This is a genomic window from Ferrimonas gelatinilytica (genome assembly GCF_039544205.1).
GTDB classification, from domain to species: Bacteria; Pseudomonadota; Gammaproteobacteria; order Enterobacterales; family Shewanellaceae; genus Ferrimonas; species Ferrimonas gelatinilytica.
The window spans coordinates 103,043-124,886 of sequence record NZ_BAABLF010000029.1; the positions used below are offsets into that span (position 1 = coordinate 103,043).

General features: G+C 61.9%; 21 protein-coding genes. 12 read left to right on the forward strand and 9 right to left on the reverse strand.

Translation table 11 applies throughout. The features are described 5' to 3' along the window. Window positions 1-113 precede the first annotated feature (113 nt). The 4 genes from ABD997_RS14250 to metB all read right to left on the reverse strand — a co-directional run bounded on the left by ABD997_RS14250 (window position 114) and on the right by metB (window position 5,150). Window positions 114-593 carry a glutathione peroxidase gene (locus ABD997_RS14250; protein ID WP_345317779.1) on the reverse strand — a complete coding sequence of 160 codons (480 nt, stop codon included), beginning with the start codon at window positions 591-593 and terminating at the stop codon, window positions 114-116. A gap of 109 nt (window positions 594-702) precedes the next feature. Further along, complete coding sequence (gene metF / locus ABD997_RS14255; protein WP_345317780.1) at window positions 703-1,590, reverse strand: methylenetetrahydrofolate reductase; 888 nt, start codon at window positions 1,588-1,590, stop codon at window positions 703-705. Between the two features lie 19 nt (window positions 1,591-1,609). Next, complete coding sequence (gene metL, locus ABD997_RS14260; RefSeq protein WP_345317781.1) at window positions 1,610-3,955, reverse strand: bifunctional aspartate kinase/homoserine dehydrogenase II; 2,346 nt, start codon at window positions 3,953-3,955, stop codon at window positions 1,610-1,612. A gap of 49 nt (window positions 3,956-4,004) precedes the next feature. Beyond that, on the reverse strand, window positions 4,005-5,150 hold the full coding sequence (gene metB, locus ABD997_RS14265) for a cystathionine gamma-synthase (protein WP_345317782.1): 1,146 nt from the start codon (window positions 5,148-5,150) through the stop codon (window positions 4,005-4,007). A gap of 183 nt (window positions 5,151-5,333) precedes the next feature. Here metB and metJ point away from each other — a divergent pair, with 183 nt between their 5' ends. Together metJ and ABD997_RS14275 are read left to right on the forward strand one after the other, a co-directional pair. Beyond that, window positions 5,334-5,654: a met regulon transcriptional regulator MetJ gene (metJ, locus tag ABD997_RS14270; RefSeq protein WP_345317783.1), complete on the forward strand. Its 321-nt coding sequence runs from the start codon at window positions 5,334-5,336 to the stop codon at window positions 5,652-5,654. Between the two features lie 70 nt (window positions 5,655-5,724). Beyond that, a complete protein-coding gene (locus ABD997_RS14275) occupies window positions 5,725-6,459 on the forward strand; it encodes a TSUP family transporter (protein WP_345317784.1) in 735 nt (244 codons plus the stop codon). Between the two features lie 158 nt (window positions 6,460-6,617). On the opposite strand, the gene ABD997_RS14280 is transcribed toward ABD997_RS14275, so the two are convergent. Both ABD997_RS14280 and rpmE read right to left on the reverse strand, forming a co-directional pair. Then, window positions 6,618-7,871, reverse strand: coding sequence for a malic enzyme-like NAD(P)-binding protein (locus tag ABD997_RS14280; RefSeq protein ID WP_345317785.1), 1,254 nt, complete (start codon window positions 7,869-7,871; stop codon window positions 6,618-6,620). A 355-nt stretch (window positions 7,872-8,226) separates the two neighbouring features. Beyond that, entirely contained in the window at window positions 8,227-8,442 is a 216-nt protein-coding gene (gene rpmE / locus ABD997_RS14285) for a 50S ribosomal protein L31 (RefSeq protein ID WP_345317786.1), read from the reverse strand. Window positions 8,443-8,662: 220 nt separating this feature from the next. Between rpmE and priA the strand changes: the two genes are divergently transcribed. The 5 genes from priA to ABD997_RS14310 all read left to right on the forward strand — a co-directional run bounded on the left by priA (window position 8,663) and on the right by ABD997_RS14310 (window position 14,310). Next, complete coding sequence (priA, locus tag ABD997_RS14290; protein ID WP_345317787.1) at window positions 8,663-10,858, forward strand: primosomal protein N'; 2,196 nt, start codon at window positions 8,663-8,665, stop codon at window positions 10,856-10,858. Between the two features lie 84 nt (window positions 10,859-10,942). Beyond that, on the forward strand, window positions 10,943-12,691 hold the full coding sequence (gene argS / locus ABD997_RS14295; protein ID WP_345317788.1) for an arginine--tRNA ligase: 1,749 nt from the start codon (window positions 10,943-10,945) through the stop codon (window positions 12,689-12,691). 3 nt (window positions 12,692-12,694) lie between these two features. Next, a complete protein-coding gene (locus ABD997_RS14300) occupies window positions 12,695-13,285 on the forward strand; it encodes an SPOR domain-containing protein (RefSeq protein ID WP_345317789.1) in 591 nt (196 codons plus the stop codon). A 92-nt stretch (window positions 13,286-13,377) separates the two neighbouring features. Beyond that, window positions 13,378-13,977, forward strand: a complete 600-nt coding sequence (locus tag ABD997_RS14305; protein WP_345317790.1) for a tRNA-uridine aminocarboxypropyltransferase — start codon at window positions 13,378-13,380, stop codon at window positions 13,975-13,977. 78 nt (window positions 13,978-14,055) lie between these two features. Continuing rightward, window positions 14,056-14,310 (forward strand): hypothetical protein, encoded by a 255-nt coding sequence (locus ABD997_RS14310; protein WP_345317791.1) that lies wholly within the window; start codon window positions 14,056-14,058, stop codon window positions 14,308-14,310. On the opposite strand, the gene phbB is transcribed toward ABD997_RS14310, so the two are convergent. Further along, the gene (gene phbB, locus ABD997_RS14315) at window positions 14,288-15,034 is read right to left on the reverse strand and encodes an acetoacetyl-CoA reductase (protein ID WP_345317792.1); all 747 of its coding nucleotides are present in this window, start codon (window positions 15,032-15,034) and stop codon (window positions 14,288-14,290) included. The genes ABD997_RS14310 and phbB overlap by 23 nt on opposite strands. A gap of 396 nt (window positions 15,035-15,430) precedes the next feature. Here phbB and hslV point away from each other — a divergent pair, with 396 nt between their 5' ends. The 4 genes from hslV (at window position 15,431) to ABD997_RS14335 (ending at window position 18,246) form a co-directional block, all read left to right on the forward strand. Further along, a complete protein-coding gene (gene hslV, locus ABD997_RS14320; protein ID WP_345317793.1) occupies window positions 15,431-15,967 on the forward strand; it encodes an ATP-dependent protease subunit HslV in 537 nt (178 codons plus the stop codon). Then, window positions 15,967-17,295 (forward strand): ATP-dependent protease ATPase subunit HslU, encoded by a 1,329-nt coding sequence (hslU, locus tag ABD997_RS14325; protein WP_345317794.1) that lies wholly within the window; start codon window positions 15,967-15,969, stop codon window positions 17,293-17,295. The genes hslV and hslU overlap by 1 nt, the downstream gene beginning before the upstream one ends. 32 nt (window positions 17,296-17,327) lie before the next feature. Further along, on the forward strand, window positions 17,328-17,720 hold the full coding sequence (locus tag ABD997_RS14330; RefSeq protein WP_345317795.1) for a gamma-butyrobetaine hydroxylase family protein: 393 nt from the start codon (window positions 17,328-17,330) through the stop codon (window positions 17,718-17,720). 103 nt (window positions 17,721-17,823) lie between these two features. Further along, window positions 17,824-18,246 (forward strand): methyltransferase family protein, encoded by a 423-nt coding sequence (locus ABD997_RS14335; RefSeq protein ID WP_345317796.1) that lies wholly within the window; start codon window positions 17,824-17,826, stop codon window positions 18,244-18,246. A 132-nt stretch (window positions 18,247-18,378) separates the two neighbouring features. Here ABD997_RS14335 and ABD997_RS14340 read toward each other — a convergent pair whose 3' ends face one another. Both ABD997_RS14340 and ABD997_RS14345 read right to left on the reverse strand, forming a co-directional pair. Continuing rightward, a complete protein-coding gene (locus ABD997_RS14340; protein ID WP_345317797.1) occupies window positions 18,379-19,836 on the reverse strand; it encodes a DUF2867 domain-containing protein in 1,458 nt (485 codons plus the stop codon). Between the two features lie 62 nt (window positions 19,837-19,898). Continuing rightward, on the reverse strand, window positions 19,899-20,957 hold the full coding sequence (locus ABD997_RS14345; protein WP_345317798.1) for an MJ1255/VC2487 family glycosyltransferase: 1,059 nt from the start codon (window positions 20,955-20,957) through the stop codon (window positions 19,899-19,901). 374 nt (window positions 20,958-21,331) lie between these two features. On the opposite strand from ABD997_RS14345, the gene rraA reads away from it, so the two are divergent. Continuing rightward, window positions 21,332-21,817 carry a ribonuclease E activity regulator RraA gene (rraA, locus tag ABD997_RS14350; RefSeq protein ID WP_345317799.1) on the forward strand — a complete coding sequence of 162 codons (486 nt, stop codon included), beginning with the start codon at window positions 21,332-21,334 and terminating at the stop codon, window positions 21,815-21,817. The last annotated feature ends 27 nt before the right edge of the window (window positions 21,818-21,844 follow it).

Below are 21,844 nucleotides of genomic sequence, written 5' to 3' on the forward strand. Positions count from 1 at the left end.
CCCGTCAACCCGGTGCTGCCGCTCGCCGTGACAGTAACCTGACTACAGAACTGCAGAGATCAAAAACGGGCCGCTGGGGCCCGTATTCTCGGATCATGCCACCGTCGACGCGCTTACAGCAGCGCCTCGATGTCGGCGGCAATGGACTTGGGTGTGGTGGTCGGGGCGTAACGCTTCACCACCTCGCCATCCCGGTTCACCAGGAACTTGGTGAAATTCCACTTGATCCCCTTGCTGCCCAGCACCCCGGGTGCCTCGGTTTTCAGGTGCTGGTAGAGCGGGTGGGCGTCGTCTCCATTGACCTCCACCTTGGCCATCAGCGGAAAATTGACCCCGTAGTTGAGCTGGCAGAAATCGCTGATCTCCGCCGCACTGCCCGGCTCCTGGTTGCCGAACTGGTTGCAGGGAAAGCCCAGCACCGTCAGGCCGCGCTCCGAGTACGCCTGGTGCAGCTGCTCCAGTCCCTCATACTGCGGGGTGAAACCGCACTTGCTGGCGGTGTTGACGATCAACAGAACTTTGCCCTGATACTCCGACATCGGGATCTGGGCGCCGGAATTGCTCTCGACGGTAAATTGATAGAGGGCACTCATACCCAAACCTCCTTGTGTTATCGAGCCCCAGAGTACGAAATACCACCATCAAAGACCAGTGGCTTCCGGTAGTTATCTCAAACGCCGACAAGGTGATGGTCGATCACTCTCAAACGCCGGGGCGCACCCCCAGTGAGTGGCAGATGGCGTAAGAGAGCTCGGCCCGGTTTAGGGTGTAGAAGTGGAAATCACCCACCCCCTCCCGCGCCAGCACCTTGGTCATCTCGATCGCCACGTTGGCCCCCACCAACTTGCGGGTGGCGGGGTCCTCCTCCAGGCCGTCGAACATGTGATGGAGCCAGTTGGGGATCCGGATCTTGGCGAAGTTGGCAAATTTGAGCAGCTGCTGGTAGTTGGTGACCGGCAGGATCCCTGGCACGATCTCCGCATCAATCCCCGCCGCGGCACAGCGGTCACGAAAACGCAGGTAAGCCTCGATATCGAAGAAGAACTGGGTAATCGCCCGGGTGGCACCGGCATCGACCTTCCGTTTCAGGTTTATCAGGTCCGCCTGGGCACTTCGCGCTTCCGGGTGCACCTCCGGATAGGCGGCGACACTGATCTCGAAATCGTGCTCCTGGCGCAGCAGGGCCACCAGGTCAGAAGCGTAGCGGTTGGGGTTGGGCTGTCCCTCTGGCACATCCCCGCGCAGGGCCACGATATGACGCACCCCCTGCTGCCAGTACTGCCGCGCCAGCTGCCGCAGCTCCTCGTCGCTGGCATCCACCAGGGTCAGGTGCGGTGCCGCCTGCAGACCGGTCTCCGCGTGGATCCGCTCGATCACCTTGTGGGTCCGATCACGCACCCCGGAGTTGGCGCCATAGGTGACAGAAACGAACTTCGGTTTGAGCGGGGCCAGCCGCTCCACCGAGGCCCAAAGCGTCTCCTCCATGGCCGGCGAGTTGGGCGGGAAAAACTCGAACGAGATGTTCAGATCGCGCAGGGAGCAGAGTCGCTCGTTCAGCGCTTCAACCTGCTGGGCGTGAGAAAAGGCCATGAATGTCGACTCCCTGATATCAGTGCAATAAGCGGCGGCAGATCGCCACCAGATCGGATTGAACCGCCGCCGCGGTCACCTCCCGGCCGGCGCCGGGTCCCTGGATCACCAACCCCTCGGGGTAGTGAAGGCTGCGCAAAAGAAACTGATTGTCTCCCGGTGGCAGGCTGGCGAAGGGGTGATCCGGCGCCACGGACGCCAGTCCCACGCGAGCCTGCAGGCGATCCCCCTCGACCGCCAGCGAGGCGGTGTAGCGCAGGGTCTCCCCCCGTGCTGAAGCTGCCGCCAACGCCTCAGTCATGGGCTGGTCCAACTCCTCGACCCGCTGCAGAAACTCGCTATCACTGACCCCTTGCAACGCCTCCGGGACCAAGGTCTCCAGCCCGACCTGCGCCAGCTCCAGCTCCAGTCCGAGCTCCCGGGCCAGGATCAGCAGTTTGCGCTGCATGTCGATGCCCCCGAGATCTTCCCTTGGGTCCGGTTCGGTCAGGCCGCGCTCCCGCGCTTCCAGCACCAGTCGTGAGAAGGGCTTGGCACCGTCGTAATGGTGAAAAAGCCAGCTCAGGGTGCCGGAAAACACCCCGTCGATGCGCTGCACCCGGTCCCCGCCCCGCTTGAGATCATCGATGGCGTAAAACACCGGCAGGCCCGCCCCCACGGTGGCGTTGTAGCGCCAGTAAAGATGCCGCTGGGCCACCGCCTGCTTCAATTCATGGTAAAAGGCCTGACTGCCGCTGCCCGCCTGCTTGTTGGCGGAGATCAGGTGGATCCCCTGGGCCAGCAGCTGCGGGTAGGCCTGGGCCAGGGTTTCGCTGGCGGTGATATCCAGTAGGATCAGCTCATCCAGCGGCAGTGCTGACGCCTGTTCAATAAGTTGTGGCAGCCGGTAGGGGCGAGCTTCGGCATCGAAGCGGGGTTGCCACTGGGCCGGTTCTATCCCCTCCGGGGCCAGCAGTGCCTCCTCTCGGCCCAGCACCGCCACCAGCATCAACTCGGCCTCCAGCTCATCGCTGATCCGGCGCTGGTAGTGGGCAAACTGCTGCAGCCAGGCGGCACCGATGTTGCCCTTGCCTGCCACCAGTAGACCGATCTTCTTCATCGGACCGGCGCAGCGACGATGCACCCGGCCGGTCAGGTCCGCCACTTCATCGCTGGGCACCAGGGTGATCAGCGCCAAGGGCTCCCTGCGCAGTGGCCAGGCCCGCCGGCCAAGCAGACGGGCAAAGGCCCCGGCCAGGCGACCGGCGTGGCGGCTGATCAGCGCCACCATGCCCCACCCCCGCTCACTGGATACGGGCGCGCCCAGCCACTCCACCAGGGCGACCTGGGTCGCCTCGGCCAGCTCTTCGGTCACCACCAGAGCATTGCGCTGGGGATAACAGGCCAGCGGGGCCAGGCCACTGGCCTGGAGGTGTTCGATGGCCGAATCGAGCCGCCCCTCGGGGCAGTAGAGCACCACCACGGCATCCAGGCTGGTGATCACCGGCTCTGCCCGGGCGCCCTCGGCCAGGATCCGGGTATAGGGCTGCTCCGGAGTGAAGCTAGAGCGCACATGCAGGGCCATGGCATGGTCTTTAAGCGGCTGCAATGTGCGGCTGTGCAGCACCGGCGATCCCAGCCTGGCCAGAGTGTCGGCCTCCGCCAGAGACAGTTCCGCCTGCAGGCGGGCATCCTGCAGCCGGTTGGGATCCGCGTTGAACACCCCCTGGACGTCACTCCAGATAGTGATCAGGTCCACCCGCGCCAGCGCCCCGATCACCGTGGCACTGTAATCGGAACCGTTACGTCCGAGCAGCACGCTCTGTCCGTGGCCATCGTTGGCCACAAAGCCGGTGATCACGATCCGGGTGTCCGGACTCTGGGCCAGGAAGCGGTTCAGTCGATCACGGCTACTGGCGTAATCCGGGGCACGGTCTGCCCCCACCAGGAGGAACTGGCGTGCATCCAGCGCCTGGGCTTTCACCCCCAGCTGGCCCAGCAGTGCCGCCAGCAGTCGGGAGGACCACACCTCGCCCAAAGCCTGGATCTCGGCGCCATGACGGTTTGGGGCCCCCAGCCAGTGTCGCAGGGTCGCCAGGTCATCGTTGAACTGGGCCAGGATCGTCTCCGCCTCGGGCCCCAGCAGCAAACGGCGGATCAGCCCCTGCTGAAACTCCGTCAGTTGCGCCAGTTCGTTACTGAACTCGCGATGTTGCCGAGCCCGTTCCAGCAGGCTGATCAAAGCATTGGTGGTCTTACCGGCGGCGGAGACCACCACCAGATCATCGCTGTGTCCCTGGGTTAACAGGATATGGGCGACGCGGCGGTAGCAGTCGGCATCCGCCAGGCTGCTGCCACCAAATTTGTGCAAGGTGCGACGTGACACGCTGTGGCTCCCTTCCTTAAGTTCCGACCGGGTTCGCTGGCGATGAGGCTCAGCCCAACGCCTGTTGCAGATCCACCAGCAGGTCCTGGGGATCCTCGATGCCGACGGAGATCCGCAACAGGGTAGGACCGATCCCCGCCGCCGCCTGCGCTTCATCGGACATGGCACGATGGGTCATGGTCCCCGGGTGGCAGATCAGGGACTCTACCCCGCCCAGGCTCTCCGCTACGCTGAAGACCCGAAGGCGGGAGAGGAAGGCCTGCACTTCGGTGATACCCCCCTCGAGCTCAAAACTGAGCATGGCGCCAAACCCCTTCTGCTGCCGCCGGGCCAGGCCATGCTGCGGATGCCCCTCCAGGCCGGGGTAGTAAACGTGACGCACTGCCGGGTGGTCCTGCAGCATCGCCACCACCACCTCGGCATTACTCTGGTGCTGCTTCATCCGCAGCGGCAAGGTGCGCAGCCCCCGCAGGGTGAGGTAGCTGTCGAATGCACCGCCAGTCAGCCCCAGGCAGTTGGCCCACCAGGCCAGCTGCTCCGCCAATTCGGGATCTTTAGTGATCACCGCCCCGCCCACCACATCGGAGTGGCCGTTGATGTACTTGGTGGTGGAGTGCACCACGATGTCGGCGCCCAGGCTCAGGGGTTGCTGCAGTACCGGGGAGAGGAAGGTGTTGTCCACCACCACCCAGGCGCCAACGGCCTGGGCCGATGCCGCGATCGCCTCAATGTCCACCAACCGCATCAGGGGGTTGGAGGGGGTCTCCAGCCACACCATCCTGGGTTTCTGCGCCAGGGCCTGGGCCAGCGCCACCGGATCGGTCTGGTCCACCACCGCCAGTCGGAAGCCGCCCTTAGCGGCCACGGAGGTAAACAGGCGATAGCTGCCACCGTAGCAGTCGTGGGGGACCACCAAGAGGTCATCACGGCCCAGCAGTGCCGTGGCCGTCGTGATGGCGGCCATACCGGTGGCGGTGACCACGGCGCCGACTCCCCCCTCCAGCTTGGCCAAAGCGTCCCCCAAGGTGCCCCGCGTCGGGTTGCCGCTGCGGGCGTAATCGTATTGGCGCGGCTGACCGAATGACTCGAAGGTGTAGCTGGTGGAGAGGTAGATGGGGGGAACAACGGCACCATGCTGCGTGTCGCTCTCAATCCCTTCTCGAGCGGCGATGGTGGCAAGCTGAGGCTGGCTCATGGGTGCATCCTCCGGGTTGACGCATTGACAACAATTCGTTCATGTTGGATTAACTTAAACGGCACCAAGAAAGGCGTCAAGACGTTTAGCCATCCAAACGTGTATCAGTCAAGATGGCGACCATTGACTCTCTCTGCCATGAGTTTAAAATTGCTCCCGTTATCATGACTTATAGGTGCATCGATGAGTATCGAGTGGAACGGCGACTACATCAGTCCGTACGCAGAACACGGCAAGAAAAATGAGCAGGTCAAGAAGATCACCGTCTCCATCCCGCTCAAAGTGCTGAAGATCCTCACCGACGAACGCACCCGCCGCCAGGTCAACAACCTGCGTCATGCCACCAACAGCGAACTGCTGTGCGAAGCATTCCTGCACGCCTACACCGGCCAGCCGCTGCCCTCAGACGAGGACCTGCGCAAAGACCAGCCGGACAATATCCCGGCTGCGGCCCGTGAGATCATGCTCTCGCTGGGAATTGATCCGGAACAGTTGGACGACTGAGTCTGGTTCCCTCTGGAAAGCCTGCCTCACGGCGGGCTTTTTGTTGTCTCCTGGCTGACTCGGGAAGCCCATGCTCCTCTCCTTCGAACTGCTGTTGATCTGGCTGATTGTCCTGCTTGGCGCCCTGGTACAAAGTGCCATCGGCTTTGGCCTGGCGGTGGTGATCACGCCGCTGCTGTTCCTGATCGATCCCAGTTGGGTACCGGGACCCATCATCATGATGGGCCTGCTGGTCTCCCTCTTTACCCTGCTGCGCACCGGCGTACGCTTCGAGCTGGGGATACTGGCGCCAGCGCTGCTGGGCCGCCTGCCCGGGGGGATCCTCGGCACCTGGCTGCTGTTGGTGGCCTCCGCCCACTGGCTGGGGCTGGGGATCGGCCTGATCGTCCTACTGGCGGTGTGGCTGACCCACCACAGGTACAGCTTGGCGCTGAGCCGCACCAACCTGTTCGGGGCTGGCATCGTCTCCGGGGTCTTCGCCGCCATCTCCGCCATGGGGGGACCCCCCCTGGCTCTGCTGCTCAATAATCACCGCTCCGCCGCCGCCCTGCGCCATACCCTGGCGGGGTTCTTCGTCTTCAGTGCGGCTCTCTCCCTGCTGCTTTTGATACTGGCCGGTGCCTTCGGCTGGGACGACTTCTGGCGCGGGGTGTGGTTGATCCCCCCTGTGGTGGTGGGCTTCCTGCTGGGGGACAAACTGGTCACCTTGGTGGCGCCGGAGCGGCTGAAAAACGCCACTCTGACCCTCTGCGGCGGCGCTGGCCTGCTGCTGATCTTCCGCTCTCTGACCGCCCTCCTGCCCTGAACGACGACTCCTCCCGGGACACACCCGAGCTTGGGAGCAGGAGACAGGTTCCGAGTTCCTAGGATCTAGGATCTAGGAACTCGTATCACTGTGCCCCAAAGTCCGCAGATACAAGAAAGCCCGCACAGTGGCGGGCTCGGTAGGGACTGGGCAGAGCCTCAGCAGGCGTCCGAAAGGTACCCATCCGGCAGGGTGTCAATACCGGCGACACCGGAGTCGATAGCGGCCTGGGCCACGGCGCGGGCGATGCGCGGCAGCAGACGGCCATCAACCGGCTTGGGCAGCACGTAATCCGGGCCGAAGCTCATCCCCTCACTGCCATACGCGTCCAGCACGTTCTGCGGCACCGGCTCCTTGGCCAGGCTGCGCAGTGCCTCCACCGCCGCTACTTTCATGGCGTCGTTGATGGCGCTGGCCCGCACATCCAAGGCTCCCCGGAAGATGAACGGGAAACAGAGCACGTTGTTGACCTGGTTGGGGTAATCACTGCGACCGGTACCCATGATCACGTCCGGGCGCACCGAGCGCGCCAGCTCAGGCTTGATCTCCGGGTCCGGATTGGAGCAGGCAAAGATCACCGGCTTGTCCGCCATCAGGGCGACATCCTCGGCACTGAGCAGGTCCGGCCCGGAGACACCGACAAACACGTCCGCATCGGCGATCACGTCCTGCAGCGTGCGCTTGTCGGTGTTGTTGGCGAACAGCTTCTTGTACTCATTGAGGTCATCGCGCCGGGTGTGGATCACCCCGTTGCGATCCAGCATGTAGATCTTCTCGCGCATGGCACCGCACTTGATCAGCAGCTCCATGCAGGCGATGGCCGCCGCACCGGCCCCAAGACAGACGATGGTGCTATCGCACAGCTCTTTACCTTGGATCTCCAGCGCGTTGAGCAGGCCGGCGGCGGTAACGATGGCGGTACCATGCTGGTCATCATGGAATACCGGGATCTGGCAACGCTCCACCAACTGACGCTCGATCTCGAAACATTCCGGCGCCCGGATATCCTCCAGGTTGATGCCACCGAAGGTGTCGGCAATGTTCGCCACGGTATCGATGAACTCCTCCGGTGTGCGGTGCTTCACCTCGATGTCGATGGAGTCGATATTGGCAAAACGCTTGAACAGCAGGGCCTTGCCCTCCATGACTGGCTTGGATGCCAGCGGCCCGAGATTCCCCAAGCCCAGGATGGCGGTGCCATTGCTGATCACCGCCACCAGGTTGCCCTTGTTGGTATAGCGGTAGGCGTCGTCAGGGTTGGCGGCGATCTCCCGTACCGGCTCCGCCACGCCCGGACTGTAGGCCAAGGCGAGGTCGTGGGCGGTTTCCGCCGGTTTGGTCAGGGCGATGCTGATCTTCCCGGGGACAGGTTGGGCATGGTATTCGAGAGCTTGTTCGCGCAGGTCGGTCATGATGAGTTCTTCTAGCAAGCGGGTAAAAAAGGGAGGAGGCGGGCCAAACATACCGCCTTACCTCGCAGTTACGGGAACGATTATCAAGCTTTCACATCACAATGTGAAATATCGATAACCGATAAAACCATCCCCTTAAGATGCGAGATCCCGCGGGTCAAAACTACCGAGGGGGATCACAAGAACCGGAGTCGAACCGGTAAAAAGCGGCACAAAGGGCAGAAGAAACAGAAGGAGGGGCCGGCGGGCCAGCGCCCGGGGAGAACGCAAGGGGCAGAGTCGAGTGGGAAGCCCCAAAAAAGCACAAAAAAGAAGGGGCGCCCGTGGGCGCCCCTCTTCGAGTCGTGACTCGCGCTTACTTCTTGGTAGACAGCGCGCCGAAACGGCTCTTGAACTTCTCAACACGACCGCCGGTGTCATGCACCTTCTGCTTGCCGGTGTAGAACGGGTGGCACTCAGAGCACACATCCAGGTGGATGTCTTTAGCAACGGTGGAGCGGGTCTTGATCACGTTACCGCAAGAGCAGTTCGCAGTGATCTCTACGTAGTTCGGATGGATATCTTGTTTCATGGGAAACCTCAATTAAGGCCGTGTCGCTATCCGATTCAAAGCCGGACACCACACGTAGTTACACACAGGTTTAGGGCGCGCAATGTTATAGCAATCCCCAGGGCGGGGCAAGACACACTGTCGAATTAATGCACCGCCGGCATACCGCATGTCACGGGACGCTGACGCCACGCCCTGCACTTTGATAGGGTAGTCAAGACCCTGCCAACTGTGAGCCAACGTGTTTATTCAAGTCGCCCTGCCCGTTCCCCTGCCACGCCTGTTCAGCTACCTCGCCCAGGAGGGTGCGCCTCTGCCGGCAATCGGGGCCCGTGTCCGGGTTCCCTTCGGCCAGCGGCACCAGATCGGCTTCGTGGTGGCGATAAGCGATCACTGCGATCTGCCCGCCGGCAAGCTCAAGCCGATCACCGAGGTGCTGGATACGGACTGTTTGCTGCCCCCATTTATGTGGAAGCTGGCTCGAATGGCGAGCCGCTACTACCTGTCACCTCTGGGCATGGTGCTGCCACAGCTGCTGCCGGTGAAACTGCGCAAGGGCGAGCCCAGCGCACCGACCCCGCAGACCCAGTGGCAGCTGACCGAAGCGGGTCGGACTCAGGACCCAAATCAACTGAAACAGGCCCACCAACAGGCGCGGATACTGTCCTACCTTCACAGCCGGGGTTACCTGGAGGATGAGCGTGTCGGCGAGCTGGAGTTCAGCCGCCCCTCGCTAAAGGCGCTGGCGGGCAAAGGGCTGATCGAGAGCCGGACCGAAGCCCCGCTACTGACGAAGCAGTGGCAGGACGACTTCGAGCTGGGCGAGCGCCCGCCGACCCTCAATACCGAGCAGGCGGTGGCCGTCACCGCCATCAATCAGAGTGAGGGCTTTGCCCCCTTCCTGCTCGATGGGGTGACCGGTTCCGGCAAGACCGAGGTTTACCTGACGGCGATGGAGAAGGTTCTGCGAGCCGGCAAACGGGTGCTGGTTCTGGTACCGGAGATCGGCCTGACCCCCCAGACCATCGCCCGCTTCCGCCGTCGTTTCCCCCTGCCGATGGAGGTGCTGCACTCCGGAGTCAATGACAACGAGCGGCTGGCCAGTTGGCAGCGGGCCAAGGCCGGTGCCAGCGCCATTGTGTTGGGGACACGGTCGGCGCTCTTTACCCCACTGCCGGACCTGGGTTTGATCGTCATCGACGAGGAGCATGACGCCAGTTTCAAGCAGCAGGAGGGGTTTCGTTACCACGGTCGGGATCTGGCAGTAATGAGGGCCCAACTGGAGGGCGTCCCCATTGTTCTGGGCAGTGCGACCCCCTCCCTGGAAACCCTGAACAACGTCACTGTGGGACGCTATCGCCACCTACAATTGAGCCAGCGGGCGGGCCTGGGTCGACCGGTTAAGCAGATCCTGCAGGACATTCGACACCTGCAACTGGATGCGGGACTGTCGCCGCCGCTGATCGAGCGCATCCGCCAGCACCTTGCATCCGGTAACCAGGTGATGCTCTTCCTCAACCGCCGTGGGTTTGCCCCGGCGCTGCTCTGCCACGAGTGCGGCCACCTGCACGAATGCCAGCGCTGCGACGCCTTTTACACGGTGCACCAGAGTGCCAACATGGTGATGTGTCACCACTGCGGCAGCCAGCGGGGCTTGCCGCGTCAGTGCCCCGACTGCGGTTCGACCCAGCTCTTTACCCGCGGGGTGGGCACCGAGCAGCTGGAGGGGGCGCTGGAGCGTCTGTTTCCCGGCTACCCCTCGGTGCGAATTGACCGCGACAGCACCAGCCGAAAAGGCAGTCTGGAGGCCAAGCTGGAGCAGATAAGAAGTGGTGAAGCCAAGATCCTGGTGGGCACCCAGATGCTGGCCAAGGGACACCACTTCCCCGATGTCACCCTGGTGGCGATCCTGGACGTAGACTCCGCCCTGTTCAGCGCCGATTTTCGTGCCGCCGAACGCCTGGCCCAGCTCTATGTCCAGGTGGCCGGTCGGGCTGGCCGGGCCAGCAAGGCCGGAGAGGTAGTGCTGCAGACCCATCAGCCGGAGCACCCGCTGCTGCACCAACTGATGGGGGCCGGCTACCCGGCCTTCGCCCGGGACGCCCTGACCGAGCGTCAGCAGGCACAACTGCCGCCCCACTGGCAGATGGCGATTCTGCGCAGCGAGTCCCATCAGGGTGAGGTCGCCCGGGGGTTCATCGCCCGTGCCAAGGAGACTCTGCAGGGGCTGGCTCACCCCGGGGTACAGATGATCGGCCCGATGCCCGCTCCCCTGGAGCGCAAGGCGGGCAAGTTCCGCTTCCAGGCGCTGATCCTGGCACCGGATCGCCCCACCCTGCAACGGGCTCTGGACGACTGGCTGCCCCAGTTACAAACCGCAGAGCCGGATCGGCGCTGCCGCTGGCACCTGGAGCGGGATCCCCAAGATCTCCTGTAGTTTTTATTATCGGCTCCGGCTACACTGTTCGGTTCGAAAACCGCCGTGTTCGGTCTATTTCTTAACGCTTTTTTTGGTGCAGTGATGAAAGAGCATATTCAGCATTTACTTGAACAAACCATCAGCAGTCTGAAGGACCAGGCCGTTATCCCCCAGGATGCCGCACCCCGAGTTCAGGTTGACCGCACCAAAGACAAGAGTCACGGTGATGTGGCCACCAACCTGGCGATGATGCTGGCCAAGCCCGCCGGCAAGAATCCCCGTGAACTGGCCCAGCTGATTATCGATAACCTGCCCGCCTCCGACCTGGTCGCCAAAACCGAGATCGCCGGGCCGGGCTTCATCAACTTCTTTATCGACAGTGGCCACCAGGCCCGCCAGGTGGAAGCGATCGCCTCCGATCCCCGCGCCGGCATCGCCCCGGTTGAGCAGCCGCAGATCATCGTTTCCGATTACTCCGCCCCCAACGTGGCCAAGGAGATGGCGGTCCACCACATCCGCAGTACCGTGATCGGCGATGCCGTCACCCGTACCCTGGAGTTCCTGGGCCACAAGGTGACCCGTGCCAACCACATCGGCGACTGGGGAACCCAGTTCGGCATGCTGATCGCCTACATGGAAAAAGTCGAAGGCGAAAATGATGCCGAGATGAAGCTGTCCGACCTGGAAGCCTTCTACCTCGAGGCCAAGAAGTGTTACGACGAGGATCCCGAGTTCGGTGAACGTGCCCGTAACTACGTGGTCAAGCTGCAAAGCGGTGATGCCTACTGCGAGAAGATGTGGCGCAAGCTGGTGGATATCACCATGGAGCAGAACCAGGCGATCTACGACCGCCTCGGCGTCTCCCTGACCAACGAGGATGTGGCCGGCGAAAGCACCTACAACCCGATGCTGCCTGAGATCGTCGCCGACCTGCTGGAGCAGGGGCTGGCGGTGAAGGACCAGGGCGCCACCGTAGTCTACCTGGATGAATTCAAGGGCAAGGATGGTAATGCCATGGGCGTGATCATCCGTAAGCGCGATGGCGGTTACCTCTACACCACCACCGACATCGCCGCGGCCAAGTACCGTTACGACAATTACCGCGCCGACCGTCTGCTCTACTTCATCGACTCCCGCCAGGCGCAGCACCTGCAGCAGGCATGGCTGATCGCCCGCAAGGCGGGCTACCTGCCGGACAGCACCACTACCGAGCACTGTGCCTTCGGCATGATGCTGGGTAAGGATGGCAAGCCGTTCAAGACCCGCTCCGGCGGCACGGTCAAACTGTCCGGTTTGCTCGAAGAGGCCCACCAGCGCGCCCTCAAGCTGATCGGCGAAAAGAACCCGGATCTGCAGGGTGAGGAGCTGGAGCACATCGCCCACACCGTCGCGATGGCATCGGTAAAATACTCCGACCTGTCCAAGAACCGGACCACCGACTACGTGTTCGACTGGGACAATATGCTCACCTTTGAGGGCAACACGGCGCCCTACATGCTCTATGCCTACAGCCGGATCCAGTCGATCTTCCGCAAGGCTGGCGTACAGGCGGACCAGCTCGATGGCTCCGTCACCCTGACCCATGAAAAGGAGCAGGCTCTGGCCAACAAACTGTTGCAGTTCAACGATGCGGTGCAGGGCGTAGCCAACAAGGGGATGCCGCACCTGATGTGCAGCTACCTGTTCGAGCTGGCGGGTGCCTTTATGAGCTTCTACGAAGCCTGCCCCATCAACAAGGAGGAGGTCAGTGCCGAGGATAAGGCGAGCCGCCTGCGCCTCTGCGCCGCCACCGCCAACACTCTGAAAGTTGGCCTGGGGCTGCTGGGCATCGAAACCCTGGAGCGTATGTAACCGATGACGCGGAACCGTGCGGGTAAGGGACGTTCCCGCTCCGATCGCAACCGGGCCGGCGCCAGCCGCGCCCGGCGTCGAAACCCAACCCCTGTAAAGTCGCACTTCCCCTGGCGCGTTGTCCTCTTGCTGGTGGCACTGCTGTGCCTCTTTGGCTACGTGTTGATCAGCATTCAGGGGGCCAGCGAGGAGGGGGAGCGCCAGGATAGCGGGTCCAGCCAGTCGACTCAGCAGCAGACCCAAGTACCCGCTGAACCGGCCGATCCTTTGCCACAGGCTCCCACCGAGCACTGGGAGTTTATCGATACCCTCCCCAACAAGGAGGTGCCGATCGAGCTGCCGGAGCAGACCCAGAGCGGCGGCCCCTACCAGATGCAGTGCGGCTCCTTCCGTACAGACGAGCAGGCCCAGACCATGCGCGCTACCATCGCCTTCGCAGGGGTTGAATCCCAGGTCCGTCGGACCGAGGGAAGCAACGGCGTCTGGTACCGGGTGGTGCTCGGACCCTACGAGCGCAAACGCAACGCGGAGGCGGACCGACATCGCCTGCAGAAGGTAGGGATCAACGGCTGCCAGATCTGGAACTGGAACTAGGAAAAAACGCCGGACTCGTTCCGGCGTTTTTTGATTCCGCGCCCCCACGCTGTACCCTTACCCCCAACCTCGGCTATCCGAATCTCACCGCCATGCCCAAGCGTGTCCTATGCCCGCGATGCGAGCGCCCCAGCACAGTCTGTCTCTGCCATGCCATCACACCCCTGGAGCATAAATTGCCGGTGGAGATCCTGATCCACCCCAGTGAGCTCAAGGCCGCCAAGGGGACCGCCCGACTGACCGCCCAAGTGTTACAGCATTGCCGCCTTTGGCCCGGAGAAGACGAAGCGGATTTTGCGCCCCTGAGAGCCGCCCTCGGTGACCGGCCCGCCTACCTGCTCTACCCGGGTAAAAATGCCCAGCCGGTAGAGCAAACCCGACTGCCCGAACAGGCACAGTTGCTGCTGCTGGACGGCACCTGGGGCAAGACCCATAAGATCCTGAAACTTAACCCCTGGCTGGACGCCTTGCCCCGGCTCAGCTTTGCCGAGGCCCCCGCCGGGCGCTACGAGATCCGCAAAGCTCACCGGGCCGATAGCCTATCCACTCTGGAGGCCACCGCCTACGCCCTGCAAAAACTGGAGGGCTGTGACCCTGAGCCGCTCTATCGTGCCTTCGAAGCACTCAAACAGAGCCAACTCGCCCATATGCCCGAGGCGGTTCGCCTGCGCTATCGCTCCGAAAAGCGATGAAGCAATCCCCTCCACCCTCGACAAATACAAATGAGATTTGTTATCATTTGTTGCGCTGATTTTCGATAGGAGGAGGCTATGGCACAGATCCAGATCGGCATCGACAGTGAGTTGTTGGCGCAACTGCTGAAGGGGCGGGACCTTTGCGTCGCCCGCTTAGTGCCACTGAACCCTGGGAGCAAGCAGTGGTTGTGGCACTTCTGCCTGGAGCACTGCCAAGAAGAGATCGTCCTCTCTGGCTCTCCAGATACAAGCGAGCCGCGCAGGGGCGCGGCTCGGATACCGGTGTTAGCGGTGGGCGACGACGGCCTTACATGTACTGACCACCGTTAATGGAGAGATTGGAGCCGGTGATGAAGCCGGCGTTCTCATCCGCCAGGAAGAGCACCGCACGGGCGATCTCCTCTGGCTGGCCGAAGCGCTTCACCGGGATTTGCTGGCGGATACTCTCACGGATCTCCTCCTTGATGGCGCGGATCATGTCGGTCTCAATGTAACCGGGGGAGATGGTGTTGACGGTAATCCCCTTGGACGCCACTTCCTGCGCCAGGGACTTGGTGAACCCGTACATGCCCGCTTTCGCGGCTGCATAGTTGGCCTGGCCAAACTGGCCCTTTTCCCCATTGATCGAAGAGATACTGATGATACGGCCATAGCCTCGGTCGATCATCGACGGGATCACCGCCCGGGAAAGGTTAAACACGCTGTCCAGGTTGGTGTTGATCACGCTATGCCACTGCTCGGCGCTCATCTTCTTCAACTGGCCATCCCAGGTGATCCCAGCGTTGTTCACCAGTACCGAGATGGGGCCCATGGTCTCTTCGATATCCAGCACCACGCGCTGACACTCGTCAAAGTTGGATATCTCGAACGGTAACACCTTAACGCTGGGGTGGCTCTGCGCCAGCTCACCGGCGTGCTTCTCCGCATTGCTGGAGTTTGGGCGACAGCCCGCCACCACCTGATATCCGGCTTCCGACAGCGCTTTGGTCAGGGTTAATCCAATCCCCCCGAGGCCACCGGTGATAAGTGCGATTTTGGTCGTATTGCTTTCCATGCTGACATCCTCTTCGACTTGAAAACACCTGGTCACTATATGCGTTTTTGGTTAAAAAAACTGTGACCAATTGTCTTGGTCTGACCAACAAATAATCAGCAGCGGAGGTGATGATAATTGGGCTGTATGAGCGGAAGCGCCAATCCCGTTGAGGAGGATACAACCTGCCCCATTTTGATCCGGGCGCGCCCTCTTTCAGGGCAGAGAAGCTTGGCATTCATCGTCCACTCACCCCGGGCAGTAGAAGCCTTTCGATCCCCTTTACCGGGACACCGGGGTTGATCCTGCTCCACACCATCCCCACATCTACACTATCTGCTGGCCACGCACCTTAGGTGTGGTGGCGCCCACCGAATCTGGCGGCCTCCGGGGCCGCTTTGTAACTAAGGGGTTTTCATGACCACGATTGTGTCTGTACGCCGTGGCGATAAAGTTGTTATCGCCGGCGATGGCCAAGTCTCCCTCGGCAACACCGTGATGAAGGGCAATGCCCGCAAAGTCCGTCACCTGCATGGCGGCAAAGTGTTGGCCGGCTTCGCCGGTGCCACCGCCGATGCTTTTACCCTGTTCGAGCTGCTGGAGTCCAAACTCACCGCCCACCAGGGGCAGTTGACCCGTGCGGCGGTCGAGCTGGCGAAGGCGTGGCGGACCGAGCGCTCGCTGCAGAAGCTGGAAGCGATGCTGATCGTCGCGGACGCCCAAACCAGCCTGCTGATCTCCGGCACCGGTGACGTGGTGGAGCCAGAGCACGAGATCATCGCCATCGGTTCCGGTGGCAACTACGCCCAGGCAGCCGGTCTGGCCCTGCTGCGCAATACCGATCTTGACGCCCGCACCATCTGCGAGAGCGCCCTGACCATCGCCGGTGAGATCTGTGTCTTCACCAACCTGAGCCAAACCATCGAAGAGCTGGCCACCAAGGAGGCAAACTGATGTCCGCCATGACCCCCCGTGAAATTGTCTCTGAACTGGACAGCCACATTATCGGCCAATCCGGCGCCAAAAAAGCCGTGGCCATCGCCCTGCGCAACCGCTGGCGCCGCATGCAGCTGGAGCCGGATCTGCGTCAGGAGGTCACCCCAAAGAACATCCTGATGATCGGCCCCACCGGGGTGGGGAAAACCGAGATTGCCCGCCGCCTCGCCAAGCTAGCCAACGCCCCCTTCATCAAGGTGGAAGCCACCAAGTTCACCGAGGTGGGCTACGTGGGCAAGGAGGTGGAGCAGATCATCCGTGATTTGACCGACTCTGCCATCAAGATGACCCGTGAGCAGGAGGTGGAGCGCAACAAGTTCCGCGCCGAGGAAGCCGCCGAGGAGCGGGTCCTGGATGCGCTGCTGCCGCCGGCCAAGGATCAATGGGGCAACGACCAGCAGAGCGACAACAGCAGCACCCGGCAGGTATTCCGCAAGAAGCTGCGTGAAGGCCAGCTGGATGACAAAGAGATTGAGGTCGAGATCGCCCAGGCCCAAATGGGGGTTGAGATCATGGCGCCTCCAGGTATGGAAGAGATGACAAGCCAGCTCCAGGGACTGTTCCAAAACCTCGGAGGCCAACAGAAAAAGCGTCGCAAGATGAAGGTCAAAGAGGCGTTCAAGGCGATGGTCGAGGAGGAGGCTGCCAAGCTGGTGAATCCGGAGGAGCTCAAGGAGAAGGCGATCGAGTCCGTCGAGCAGCACGGCATCGTGTTCCTCGATGAGATCGACAAGATCTGCAAGCGGGGCGAAGCCTCCGGGCCCGATGTATCCCGGGAGGGGGTCCAGCGCGACCTGCTGCCGCTGGTTGAGGGCTGCACCGTCAACACCAAGCACGGCATGGTCAAAACCGACCACATCCTCTTTATCGCTTCCGGTGCCTTCCAGTTGGCCAAGCCCTCGGATCTGATCCCCGAGTTGCAGGGGCGCCTTCCTATCCGAGTGGAGCTGGACGCCCTCTCCGCCGGGGATTTCATCCGGATCCTGACCGAACCCCACGCCAGCCTGACAGAGCAGTATATCGCCCTGATGGCCACCGAAGGCGTCGAGGTCAGCTTTACCGAGAGCGGGATCGCCCGCATCGCCGAAGCCGCCTGGCAGGTCAACGAACGGACCGAGAACATCGGCGCCCGCCGACTGCACACCGTGATGGAGCGCCTGATGGAGGAGATCTCCTTCGACGCCTCCGATCGCAGCGGTCAGAGCATCAGCATCGATGCCGACTACGTCAATCGCCACCTGGATATGTTGGTGGAAGATGAAGATCTGGCACGCTTTATTCTCTAAGCTCAAGAACAAAGGGTTCAAAGGAGAGACGGATGAAACCTAAGGTCACTGGCCTCAAACTCAGACAGGGATCCAAGGTGCTCGAGGTCCAGTTCGAGCACGGTGAACGCTTCACCCTAGCGTGTGAACTGTTACGGGTCTGCTCACCCTCGGCGGAGGTTCATGGCCACGGCAACCCCGTTTTGGTGACCAACAAGCGTGACGTCAACATCGTCAAGATTGAGCCGGTGGGCAGCTACGCGGTCAAACTGGTGTTCGATGATGGCCACGACAGCGGGCTCTACTCCTGGCAATACCTCTACGAGCTGGGCCGCAACCAGGCGCAGCTCTGGGAGGATTACCTCAACCGCCTGAAGGCCGCCAAAGCCTCACGGGAACCCTTGATCCCCATCGATGTACGGTTCTTCGAACCGGACAGCAAGTAAACCTCCAGGCCACCCCAGGTGGCCTTTTTTCTTCCCTCTGTACAGCCCCTTATGGCACTGCCCCTCGTCTACACTGGTTACAGTTATCGTCTTGGAGCCTGCCATGACTCACCCCCCCTACCATCTGCTCAACAAGTGGTTACCACAGAAAGATCAGCACCAGTGGGTGCTCGGCTGTGTTTACCATACTGCCGGCTCCGACTACCGCAAAGCCAGGGCACTGATGCTCTGCGGCGTTATCGACTTTCGCCGCGCCAGGACCACGCTGGACCCGCGTACACCACAGGCCAGTCAACGCCTGGTGTTCCGGGGCGTCTACAGCCACAGTCGCAATCCCATGTACCTTGGCATGCTGCTTCTGATCGGTTTGGGAACCTATCTTGCCAGCCCCGTGGCGATGTTATTGACACCCGCCTTTGTCCTCTATCTCAATCGCTACCAGATCGCCCAGGAGGAACGAGACCTCCTGGCCAAGTTTGGCATCGAATTTGAGCGTTACTGCCGTCAGGTACGGCGGTGGATCTGAGGTTTTTTGAAGAGAGTAAAGAGGACAGGATGGGCCGTTGCTCCGCCCGTCAGACAAGCCCCGCGGCATTCGCGCATGGACAGCATCGTGGAGTCTCGGTACGAGCTGGAAAAATCTTCTCAATAGCCGGATTCAAGACTGTGTAAGCGGGGGGCGATGGCCAGACTCCCCAGCTAGTTGGCCGATATTCGCCACCATACGCCGGAACAAAATCAGGTGGGCCGGCAGCAACAACCACCAATAGATGAGCCCCCACGCCCCGGCGGGATACCACCAGCAGGTCAGACGTAACTGGGTGCCTCCACTCTTTGTCGGATCGAGGTCGAAGGTGATCCCCCCCATGCCGGGTGCCTTCATGCCGAAAAACAGGGTCAGCTTTCTCTCCGGCTCCAACTCCGCCACCGACCAGGAGTCGACCCGATCCCCCAGACGCAATTGGTCCGGATCCCGGCGGTAGTAGTTCATTCCAGGGCCGCCAATGAGGCGATCGAACCCTTCTCGGATCCGCCAAAGGGGATCCAGGGCGAAGTAACGCGGAACACCGCCTATGCGACAGATCTCCTGCCACACCCGATCAGGAGGAGCGGCTAAGTGAGCCGTGGCCCCATCCTTCTTAGCGTAGAAGCCAAACTTCGGCTGCCAGCGGCGGCGCAAGAGGCTGGCCAGAGGCGGGGTTGCAGCAGCGACTTGGGAGCGCTCCTGCGACAAAGCCCAGCGCAGAGCCTCCTCGAAACTCATCAGGTCCCGAGGTAGGATTCGACGCAGGGGGCGGTCGTCCGCCAGAAGATCCTGCTTGAGTCCCCCGACCAGCGCCTTGGCGATCCCGGTGGGAACCGAGGTGATCCAGCGTAGCCATCGGGCGGATAAGCCGGGACTGAGCAGGGGCACCGGCAGGATCCTAATCCGCCGCCCCAGTTGACGAGCCAGGATGCGGATCTGCGCCTCGTAGCTCAACACCTCCGGGCCGCAGACCTTGTACTGCTGCCCCGCCGTCTCGGGGTGGTCCAGCAGTTCAACCAGGTCGGCCAGCAGGTCTGGCAGGGCGATAGGGGCCATCTTTGAGCGCACCCATTTCGGCGTGATCATCACCGGCAGGTGGTTGACCAGATCTCGCATCACTTCGAAGGCGGCCGAGCCGGGCCCGATGATCACTGGCGCCCCCAACTCGGTCACCGGAATACCGCTGCGGCGCAGAATCTCGCCGGTGGCAGTGCGGCTGCGTAGGTGGGTGGAGTCAGCGCCTTCCGGATGCAGGGCGCCGAGATAGATGATGCGACGAACTCCGGCCTGCGCGGCCGCGTCGGCCAGGTTTCGCGCCCCGAGAGCCTCGCGCTCATCAAACCCCGCCCCCTCTGTCATGCCGTGGATCAGGTAGTAGACGACCGATATATCTTGCAAAGCGGGTTTCAGGGTCTCGGGTTTAAGGACGTCCACCGACTGGATCTCACAGGACCAGTCGCGTGGTGCCAGTACGCTTTTGTCACGCGCGGCAGCGCGCACCCTCCACCCCCGCTGCAGTAGCTCGGGAACCAGGTGACTGCCCACGAAGCCGCTGGCCCCCAGAACCAGGATCCTTTCACTCTGTGTCATCGCCCCCTCCCCATTGTTAGCATCCTAGTTGAACGTACCAGCCGCACGGTGCGATCAGACGGCTAACGCTCCATGGCCCACTGATTCTGCCAGGCCTCCGGTAACTTCGCCTGCGCCCAGACCCGGCGGCAGAGACCCTCCGTCTCCTGCCACTGCCCTCGCTGCAGCCAGGCAACCAGCAGATCCCCCACCGGCGGGTATCCAACGGGTGGCATTGCCGTTCCTTTACGCCATTGTCGCACCCGATCCGGATCCCAGGAAGCCAGCAACTGCCCAGCCCCAAGCAGCTTAAGCGCCAGGGCATTGGATTGCTGCTCAAACTGCCCCTTGAGCGGCCGAAGTAGCAACTTTTTCCCCAACACCAGAGCTTCGGAAGCCAGTTCGAACCCCGCGGAGGCGATGACGCCCTCGCAGGCGGTGAGTTCCCTCTGGAAGTTGGCGCGACTGAAACCATGCCACTGAACATTTCCGGGAACCCTTTGCGTTGGGGCGCTGCCGTGAAAAACCGCGAAGGCCATCTCCGGCAACTGCGCCAGCAAGGAAAGAATGGTATCGGTCTCTTCGAAGGGCAGGTAGACAAGGATCCGGCCATTACTGTCGGTGGGCGTGAGGGGCTCAACGACGGGGGGAAGGAGATCGCAACCAAAATGGTGCCAGTGGCAGCCCAAGGCCACCGATGTGGGCGCGAAGTAGTTCATTATCAACCGGTTGATCGGCCCATAGCCCACCACAGGCACAGGGTGACGGAAGGCATTCTGATGGCTAATGCCGATACAGGGCTTACCCTGGCGTCGGGCCGCCCAGGCGCTGATGGGCTCAAAATCGTTGAGCACCAAGTCATACTGGGACAGATCAAGAACCCGGACATCACGCCACCATTGCCAAACTCGATTTTGGCGCAGGGTTTGCCAAAGGTCGATACGACCATCTCGGGTGACGAAACTGAGTCCGCCCTTACAGCGAAAGTCGCCGAACGCCGCCATATCGAAAAATGCCTCCCGGGGACGGCCGGAGAACAGGTAATCGACCTCCAACCCGGCCCGTTCCAACGCATCCGCCATCACCCGGGCCCGGGTTATGTGCCCGTTGCCCGTACCCTGCACGCCGTAAAGGATCCGCATGGATTTGCTCCTTGTCTTGGGATTAAAGTCGCCCAATAAATCCAGCCCAGCATGGCCGCTCCGCTCCCCGGCAGAGCCGGCAAAGTCGCAGTGGCAGACCTGAGCCGGTCCATGGCAAAGTCGGACCCGCTGCAGGCGATTCTTAATTATCCGGTAGCAGAGCGCCTCGATGACAAGGGCGAAGCCCTCCGGTTTGGACGCCGACTTAAGCTTGGGCCATAACAACAAGGTGACGGTATCGCGCACCTCCATGATCGTAATGTGATAGCGTTTCCGACGCCGAAGTTGGGAAATACTCTGTCGCAGATCATTGCATTCCAAGGATAATTCGCTACTTTGACACTCATCTGCATCACCACCCTCAGGAGTAAGGCATGCACTACAACACCTCAGAACTCTGCGACCTTTACGGCGATCAGATCGACGTCGTCGAACCGCTGTTCAGCAACTTCGGTGGCTTGGCGGCCTTCTCGGGGCCTCTGCGCACAGTAAAATGTTTCGAAGATAACAGTGCCATCGCCGAAGTGCTGGAGGAGCAGGGTGAGGGTCGGATCCTGCTGGTGGACGGGGGAGGCTCCCTCCGCCGCGCCCTGCTCGACGCGCCGCTGGCAGAGTTGGCGGTCAAGCGAGGCTGGCAGGGATTGGTGATCTACGGCGCTGTGCGCGACGTCGAACAACTGGAGGAGATGGAGTTGGGTATCATGGCGATGGCGCCGATCCCGGTGGGCGCCGTTCAACAGGGAGAGGGTCAGATCGATGTCCCGGTCAACTTTGGCGGCGTCACCTTCCTGCCGGAGGATCATCTCTACGTGGACGCCACCGGCATCATCCTCGCCGACGAGCCACTGACTCTGGAGTAAGGCCCAACCAAACCCGGCAAGCGTTAG